The organism is Rudaea cellulosilytica DSM 22992, from assembly GCF_000378125.1.
Lineage (GTDB): Bacteria > Pseudomonadota > Gammaproteobacteria > Xanthomonadales > Rhodanobacteraceae > Rudaea > Rudaea cellulosilytica.
This window is the reverse complement of record NZ_KB899243.1, coordinates 453,208-460,896: the sequence shown is the minus strand read 5'-3', so window position 1 is coordinate 460,896 and position 7,689 is coordinate 453,208. Positions and strand designations below refer to the sequence as shown.

The 7,689-nt window shown below is 61.8% G+C and carries 8 protein-coding genes; 5 read left to right on the top strand and 3 right to left on the bottom strand.

Annotated features, from left to right (window positions below):
- The 5 genes from F455_RS22675 to F455_RS0116595 form a co-directional block, all read left to right on the top strand.
- A partial coding sequence (locus tag F455_RS22675; protein WP_018974449.1) for an integrase core domain-containing protein occupies window positions 1–300 on the top strand: 300 nt, incomplete at its 5' end.
- 458 nt (window positions 301–758) lie between these two features.
- Window positions 759–1,229 carry a hypothetical protein gene (locus F455_RS23095; protein ID WP_157578961.1) on the top strand — a complete coding sequence of 157 codons (471 nt, stop codon included), beginning with the start codon at window positions 759–761 and terminating at the stop codon, window positions 1,227–1,229.
- A 102-nt stretch (window positions 1,230–1,331) separates the two neighbouring features.
- The gene (locus F455_RS23090) at window positions 1,332–1,742 is read left to right on the top strand and encodes a hypothetical protein (protein ID WP_157578959.1); all 411 of its coding nucleotides are present in this window, start codon (window positions 1,332–1,334) and stop codon (window positions 1,740–1,742) included.
- 110 nt (window positions 1,743–1,852) lie between these two features.
- On the top strand, window positions 1,853–2,197 hold the full coding sequence (locus tag F455_RS0116605; RefSeq protein ID WP_157578957.1) for a hypothetical protein: 345 nt from the start codon (window positions 1,853–1,855) through the stop codon (window positions 2,195–2,197).
- Between the two features lie 687 nt (window positions 2,198–2,884).
- A complete protein-coding gene (locus tag F455_RS0116595; protein ID WP_051084229.1) occupies window positions 2,885–3,220 on the top strand; it encodes a cupin domain-containing protein in 336 nt (111 codons plus the stop codon).
- A gap of 133 nt (window positions 3,221–3,353) precedes the next feature.
- On the opposite strand, the gene F455_RS0116590 is transcribed toward F455_RS0116595, so the two are convergent.
- From F455_RS0116590 to F455_RS21220, 3 genes are all read right to left on the bottom strand, one after another.
- On the bottom strand, window positions 3,354–4,493 hold the full coding sequence (locus F455_RS0116590; protein ID WP_018974443.1) for a hypothetical protein: 1,140 nt from the start codon (window positions 4,491–4,493) through the stop codon (window positions 3,354–3,356).
- A gap of 119 nt (window positions 4,494–4,612) precedes the next feature.
- Entirely contained in the window at window positions 4,613–6,148 is a 1,536-nt protein-coding gene (locus tag F455_RS0116585; protein WP_018974442.1) for an outer membrane protein assembly factor BamB family protein, read from the bottom strand.
- An 82-nt stretch (window positions 6,149–6,230) separates the two neighbouring features.
- Entirely contained in the window at window positions 6,231–7,688 is a 1,458-nt protein-coding gene (locus tag F455_RS21220) for a lipid II flippase MurJ (RefSeq protein WP_018974441.1), read from the bottom strand.
- Between the last annotated feature and the right edge of the window lies 1 nt (window position 7,689).

Below are 7,689 nucleotides of genomic sequence, written 5' to 3'. Positions count from 1 at the left end.
CCGGGCACGCTCGTTCACAGCGATCGCGGTATCGAGTTTCTTGCCAGCGAATTCAGGCATTTGCTCACACGGGGCGGCCTTGTGCAGAGCGTGAATCGTCCGCGCCGGATGACGGACAACGCTCATATGGAGTCGTGGAACAAGTCGATGAAATCGGACATGCATCACCGCCAGCAGTTCACCAGCGAACACACGCTGCGAGCAGCTCTACGACGCTATATCGATTTCTACAACACGCAACGGCTACACTCCGCACTGGGTTACCAATCTCCCAGTGAGTTTGAAGCACGATATACCTAACTTATGGGTGTCCACTTTTGCGTAGGAACTCTCCCGCCGCGACGTGCCACGGTAATCTGACGCCCACTGTGGCAGCGGCCACTTACCTCAAGCGTTAGCCGGCATTGATGTCACACGAGCAATTCATCGTAGGGGCTGAGCATGATCTGGCGCTCGCCGAGCGCCTCGGCAATGTCCTTCGGTCGCTTGGATACAGCTTGGGCACTTCGTGGCATGGCATTGGTGGGTCGCAGGAAATTAGCCATTGGGTTGTCGCAAGTCCGAAAGGCCAACTCACCATCGAGGCAGAAACCTTCGTTGGCTTAAGTGTCACAGGTCCTTCTGAATTGGTCGCCCAAGTCAAAGCCTGCTTTCCGGGTGTTGCCGGCTAACTATTCGGTCAAGTGGACCGCTGCGACGTGTCACGGTAATCTGATACTCACTGTGGCAGCGGCCATTTACCTCAAGCGTTAGGTGCCATGAAACTCTACTTTTGTCTGATGGCTTTGGCTCTAGCCGCTTGTGCAAACACTGCCGCAGCATGCTCATGCATGTTACGTAGTGACAAGCTCGAAGATCAGATTCAAGACTCTTATGGTTTAGCCATCGCCGTGATTCAGGCTGAAGCAATCGAGGTTAAGACCTCAATCTATGACGCTCCCAGCAAAGCCTTTCCAGGGCGCACCGAGCGGCGAAACGAAGAGCAAGTTACATGGAGGATAAGCCGTATCTGGAAGGGCGCATATCAAGCAAGTTCAACCGTAGAAACGGTAACAAGCACGGCGTGCTGCGTGTGTGGATTTTCTGTAAGGAAGGGAGAGGTCTATATACTTTATTTGAACGGCTCAGCTCCATTTAGTTTAGGTATTTGCAGCCCTAACAAGCCCCTAAGAGAGGCGCACTCCGATGTCGAAATTCTTAGTCGGTTGGCTGCCAACAATGGCACCTAGCTATTCGGTCAAGTGGACCGCTGCGACGTGCCACGGTAGTCTGACGCTCACTGTGGCAGCGGCCACTTACCTCAAGCGTTAGGTCGCTTTATGCAAAGGCTCATGAGCCATAAATGTTTTTTGACAAGCTTGTGTTTACTGGCTTCCGTTTCCGCTTCCGCTGTAGAGCCAATGCTGCCTTCGCCAGACAAAGTTGAAAAGGCGATGCTTGATGGCATTGCGGACGCCAAAATGGAATTGCAGAGCGGTCATTTCGCAATCGCAATCTTCGGATTGCCGCCAGTAGCGCCAGAGGAGACCGTACGCACGAAAATCCTTAGCAAATATGGCATCGTCGATAAAATCGTAGGAGATGTGGCTTCGCTTGATCGGGAAGCCTACGTCGCAGCACACAACTTCGTCATGCGCAGCGCGCTTGAACAGAAATACGGTGGACACATATGGTCCGCAATCGATAGCCAGATAAAAGTCGCGTCTGACCCAATCTCCTACAAACTCGTTCCAGTCCATTAGTTCACCTCTGCCGCGACCTAACTATTCGGTGCGGTAGACCGCGGTGACGGGCCACGGTATTCTGGCGCGCGTTGTGCATCGGCTGCTTACCTCACACGTTGGGCTCACACATGCGTTTGAAGATTCGTGTGCTCGCTATTGCCTTATGCGGCCTTCTAGCTGCATGCGCGCATTCCGCCAAAGACTCAAGCTCGCTACAAGGCAATGTGGTCGAATTGACTGTCGATCAAAACGGCACATACGCTTGGCGCGGGCGCTTGTGGCAGATTGACGAGCTTACGAGCGCTCTCAAATCGCCTCTGGCGCCACACGTAACCGAAGTTCACCTGCTCAACGGCAGCAATCCTTCCACTCTGCAGAATCTCATCGAAATTGGCCAGCTTGCAAATTCTCTCGGCGCAAAAGCACTTTTCGAGCGCGACGGCGAATTGAGAAGTTTCAACGTCGTGCAGTAATGCACCTAACCAGTCGGGTCGAGTGGACCGCGGTGAAGTGCCGCGGTAACCTGGCACTCACTGTGGCAGCGACCAGTTTCCTCAAGCGCCGGAGCACTCATGAGAGCATCCTATTTCTCATTGCTTGTGTTCTTGACTGTCGCAGCGAACGCCCGCGCCGCAGATTCGGCGCCCGTTGCGTTCTTGAACAGGCTCAGGGCCCTGGCCGGGGCAGCCAGTCGAGACTGCGGGTCGGTTCCGCTTCAAGGCGACCGCGAACCGGCGATCGCTTGCGCTAAAGACTCTCACTCGTCCGCCAAGGCCTATCGGGTCGCTTTTCAGTTGCAGGCGAATGGCTCGTCCATTTGGCAGGGTGCGGCCCGAGATGAACATGGCAAGCTTTGGGTCGCTTTCTACGATTTGGACTCATCGGGCAGTCCCACGCTGAGCACATTGCCGTGTCGCGAGATTTTGTTCGTGGCTGAAGGCGGAGAGGTTCTTGATTGCCAGCCCACTTCCAATACGCCCTGACTGTTCGCTCAAGCGGACCGTTGCGACGGATCACGGTGCTACCATTTCCTTGCGCCGCCGCCGTCGCTCAGATTAGGCGTCAGCCGGCAAAAAACGCTGCCACGAGTGAATGTCCGTATGAAGCCTCAATTTCCTTCCGCGCAAGAATACTCGACGCAAACGGCGCGCTATCCCGCTTTGACTGTCGTCGACATTCGCGCCGAACAAGCCGCAGTCACCGAGTCATACCGCAACCAGGTCCTGGTCGATGTCAACAGCGACTGCATGCGCTTGTCGGTGTTCGAGGGCGAGTATCGCTGGCATCACCACCCGGACTCTGACGAGCTGTTCATGGTGGTCGCGGGAACGCTGCAAATCGAGCTCGCCGATGGCAACCGCATGGAACTTGGCGCGTGGCAAAGCGTCGTCATTCCCGCAGGTACCGTGCATCGAACGCGCGCCATCGGGCGTACAGTAAACATCACCTACGAAAAGGCCGGTGCGCAAACTGTGTTTGTCGAAGACGCCGCCTGAGCGTCCGCTTCACTTCGCCGATCGCCGTCGCCACGCCAGCACGAGTACAGCAAGACCGTTTTTCACGCGCATACCCGAAAAGCCCTGACAAATGCGCCCGGACCGATGCCGCTTCGCGAGGATCGTCTGACCTCTACGACGACGGCTTGCTGCCCTTCGGCGCCAGTGCGCTCGGCAGCGCGCGTACGTTGCGCGGCGAGCCGTCGCCGCGGTAGAGGCCGAAGCCCTTGTCGGTCGACTCGGCGCTCTCGAAAGCGTTCCAGTAGATCATGGCGGTGAGCGTGCCCGCGTGGTCAGCGACGGCGCGTTCGAGTTTGGCGTAGTCGGATGCGGGATTGCTGTTGTCGCCGTCGCGCTGGCGGAAGCCGACTTCGCCGAGCACGACCTTGCTGCAGATCTGGCCGATGCGGTCGAGGTCCGCATCTAGCGTGCCGGCCTTGAGGCTGTCGTAAGCCGAGTACGAACACATCGGCAGCTTCTGTCCCTGAGTGAATTTCGCGAGCACGGTGAGCCCGGCCTTGCACAGCGTCGTGCATTGCCATTGCGGCGAGCCGGTCAGGTTGAACACGACGAACTCGGGCGCCTGTTCGATCGCGAGGTTCGCGTACTTGCGCTGGATATCGTTGATCGCCGATTCGCGCAGCGCGATCCAGCTGGCGAAGCCTTCGAGACGATGCACAAGGCCCGCTTCGCCGCCGATTTTGGCAAGGCATTGGTCGGCGGCCTTGCGGTCGCGCGCGAAGGCGTAGACCTGACCGCAATAGATCATGTTGTCGCCTTCCCAGTTCGACACGATCACCTGTACGTTGCGCCCGGCGAAGCGTTTGGCGAGCACCTCGAGCGCGTCGCTCGTTTCCGCGCGGATCGCATCGCGGTGCGCGGCGATGAAATCGGGGTCAAGCATGTGATCGGGCTGGCTGGCAAAATCGTGCAGCGTGACCATGACGAGCTTCAGGCGCGAGTCGTCGAAGACCTTGCCGTCGAGCATCGCGCGCAGGTAGCAGCCGTCGCGGCGATCGGTGCTGCACAGATCGTCGATGCCGTACTGCTTGATCGACGGCGGCGTGACGGTGAAGCGCACGGCCTCGAAGCCGTGGTCGAGCAGGAAGCCGACCGAGCGCTGGAAGCGGTCGACGCCGTGGCCGCCGTCGAGCATGCCGCCCCAGACGTAGGCGCCGATCAGCGGAGCGGCGATGGCGTGGCCGAGGCAGAACAGTGTGCCGCAGGTGATCAGGACAACGCGTTTTGTCAGTTTGAGCAAGGTCGAGTTCATGGCGAAACCTCTTTGTTATCACCGATTCCCCAACGGCGGAATGTTGCTCGTCACCTCGGCTGGGATTGCCGGATGACGAGCTTCATGGCGTATCGATCTGTGATCGAGGAGCTACCCACTCAATTCGGCAAGCCGAAATTCCACAGATAATGGTCGCCGTCGACGAAGTAGACGTTGCCGTCGACGACGGTCGGTGCCTGGAAGTGCAGGCTGTTCGCGATCGCGGGCGAGACGCGCAGTTCGTTGCCGCTGACCGGATCGAGTGCGACGAGGTGCTTGGCCCCGCTCGCGTCGGATGGCGTCGTGCCGGCGTAATAGAGCACGCCGTTCGCGATCACCGGTGAGGTCGTCAGCGCCGATTTGGTCCAGCGCGGCACGAAGCCGTAGACGGTCAGCTCGTAGGCGTTGAGGCCGAGCTTGTTGCCGACGAAGATCCACGGCGCGCCGGTTGCGGGGTTGACCCAGTTCGCGATCTGCTGCTTGACCTCGTTCGCGACGACATCGCCGCCGCTCGCGCAATTGTCCACGCCGGTCGGCAGGCCGACTTCCTGCAGCGCGCCGCCGACGTTGCCCGGGCCGCCGCGGCCGCTGAGGTTGTCGAGGTTGAGAATGCGCAGGCAGGCGTCCTTGCCGATCTGCATGGCGAGATGCGAGTAGTAGTAACCGCCCGGGATCGCGAGGATCACCGGCGAGGTCGAGCCGAGGTCGGCGTCGTTGTCGGCGAGCGCGTCGTAGGTCGCCGGCGTGTAGCTGTCGAGCGGCTTGCCGTTCACGCCGGTGCCGTTCGGCGTGAGCGCGAGCACGCTGTCGCCCCAGTAGGTGCCGCCCGCGTTCGCGTCGTACGGCCCGTTGCCGGTGGCGAGATAGACGCGATTGGTGCCGGGATCGAAAGCCACACCGCCGCGCGACCACATGCCATTACCGAAGCCCGGACAATAGTCCACGCCGGCGGTGCCGCTGGCATTCAGGTGCACGCTCAGGTTGCTGCACAGCGTGTTGAACACGTTCTGCGTGCCGCTCGCGAGGTCGATCGAAACGAGATGACCCTGATAGTTGCCGGTATCGTTGTAGCTCGCGGTGACGACATAGAGCGTGTTCTTGCCGCCGCTCGTGCCGACGGTGAGCCCGGCGGACACGCGCTCGACGTCGACCTTGCCGCTGACGAGCTGCGGCCAGCCGCCGCCGGTGACCTCGCTGCCGTCGGCGACGCGGTACTTGTGCACGTAACCCTGCAACGCCATCGCATAGAGATATTGGCGGTTCGGATCGAGCGCGGGCGTCGATACCGAATATACGGTCGCGCTGGCGACGGCGTACTGGCTGGCCGACCAGACGACGTTGCCGTTCGCCGCGTCGAGTGCGAGCACGGTGCCGTTCGAGGCGACGGCGAACAGCAGGTTCTTCTTGCCCGCCGCCGTGTTCACGCCGTTGAGGTAGAGCAGCTGGCCATCGATGCCGCTGCCGTTGATGCCCGACACCTGAGTACGGTAGCGAAGGATGGCCTGGTTGATGTTGTTCGCGCCGAGAGTCTTTTCGTTGAAATTGGTTCCGGAATGAATCGAGTCGTAGCCGAACTGGAGCCAGTCGTCGGCATGGGCCGCGGACGCGCTCAGGGTGAGGGCGATGGTCGCTGCCAGCAAGGATTTCGTATACATCACAGTGTCTCCTCTACTACTGCCGGATGAACAAAACCCTCGCGCGACCGGCGCGCGCGACGGCGTCGAGGCGCGCCTTAATTCATGGGCCAGCCCCGGACAAAGAAGGTGACCTGCGCTCGCGCGTTGCCGCCCACAGCCGCGGCAGGCGCAGGCCCGCGGCGAGCGCGCAGGCGAGCGCGAGCGTGGCAGCGATCGCGACTTGCCAAACGGGCGCGGCATGCAGCGCATGCACGCAGGCTGCAGCGAGCACGAGCGGCAGCGCCGCGGCGAGCGATTCGCGCACGAGATCGACTTCGTCGAGCAGATGGTTCTTGCGCAGTAGCAGCCAACCGGTCGCGATCACGCCGGCGAGCGCGCTCAGCGCGAGTCCGGGCAGGCCGAGCCAGTGCGGCAACAGCAGCAATCCCATCGCATTGATTGCGCTTCCTGCAAGCTCGCAGGCGAGCGGCGTGCGCGTGTCGCCGACCGCGTAGGAATAGCGTGCGAGCAGCGCGTTCCAACTGCCGAACACGATCACGCAGGCGTACCAGGCGAGCAGATTCGGCAGCGGTCCCGCGGCGAGGCCGCTGGGCAGCAATACGGCGACCAATGTCGGCGCGGCGGCGACGATCGCGACGGCAGCGGGCAAGGTCAGCAACGTCGACAGCGCGAGCCCCGCGCGCAGCAGGTCGAGGCGTCGGCGCGCGTCGATGCCGGCGCTCATGCGTCCGAGCAGAACCTGGTTCAAGCTGACCAGCGCGATCAGCGGCAGGTTAACGAGCTTGCGCGCGAGATTGGCCAGCGTCACCGCGCCTTCGCCGATGAGCGAGGCCGCGATGCGTTCGAGCAAGGTCAGGCCCTGGCTCGCCGCGCTGCTTGCGACCAGCGGTGCGAGGCGCGCATAGAACGCGAGCGTATCGCGGCGCACGCGTGTCGCGGACGGCATCGCGACAGAGCCGGCACGCATGCCCGGCAGCAGCACGAGGCACATGAGTACGCTGCCGCCGACGAAGCACGCGGACAGCGTCGTCGCGTTGGTGGCATGACCTTCGAATCCGAGCAGGCACACCGCGGGCAGGTTGTAGAGGAACGAGGCGAGCCCTGCGCGCACGAAACGCGACGCGGCCTGGTGCGGCACGCTCCACAACGCCTGCAGGCAGATCCCCGGCAGACACCAGGCGAGCGTGCGCAACGTCGCTGCGGCGTCGTCGCGTGCTGGCGCAGCGAGACCGGGGCCGATCAGCGCAACGAGCGCGGGCGCAAGTGCCCACAACGCGAACGCGAGCGCGAGGCCGATGAGGCCGAGGTTGACGCTTTGCCCGACGAGCCAGCCGTCGCGTCGCCGTGGCGTCTGTTCCTGGTAAAGCGGCAGTGCCGCCGAGTTGACCAGGCCTCCAGCCATCATCATGCGCAGTGCCTCGGGCAGGAACATCGCGACGAGAAACGCGTCGCTGCGCGCACCGCTGCCCCAGGCGGCAACGATGAGCCACTCGCGCGCGAAACCCGTGGCGAGGCCGGCCAGTGTCGCGAGCGTGAGCAGGGCGGCGGCGCCGAACATG

Bases quoted from the DNA above. Each gene is read 5' to 3' on its own strand.
- F455_RS23095 (WP_157578961.1), top strand. From the start codon at position 759: ATGAAACTCTACTTTTGTCTGATGGCTTTGGCTCTAGCCGCTTGTGCA.
- F455_RS23090 (WP_157578959.1), top strand. From the start codon at position 1,332: ATGAGCCATAAATGTTTTTTGACAAGCTTGTGTTTACTGGCTTCCGTT.
- F455_RS0116605 (WP_157578957.1), top strand. From the start codon at position 1,853: ATGCGTTTGAAGATTCGTGTGCTCGCTATTGCCTTATGCGGCCTTCTA.
- F455_RS0116590 (WP_018974443.1), bottom strand. From the start codon at position 4,493: ATGAACTCGACCTTGCTCAAACTGACAAAACGCGTTGTCCTGATCACC.
- F455_RS0116585 (WP_018974442.1), bottom strand. From the start codon at position 6,148: ATGTATACGAAATCCTTGCTGGCAGCGACCATCGCCCTCACCCTGAGC.
- F455_RS21220 (WP_018974441.1), bottom strand. From the start codon at position 7,688: ATGTTCGGCGCCGCCGCCCTGCTCACGCTCGCGACACTGGCCGGCCTC.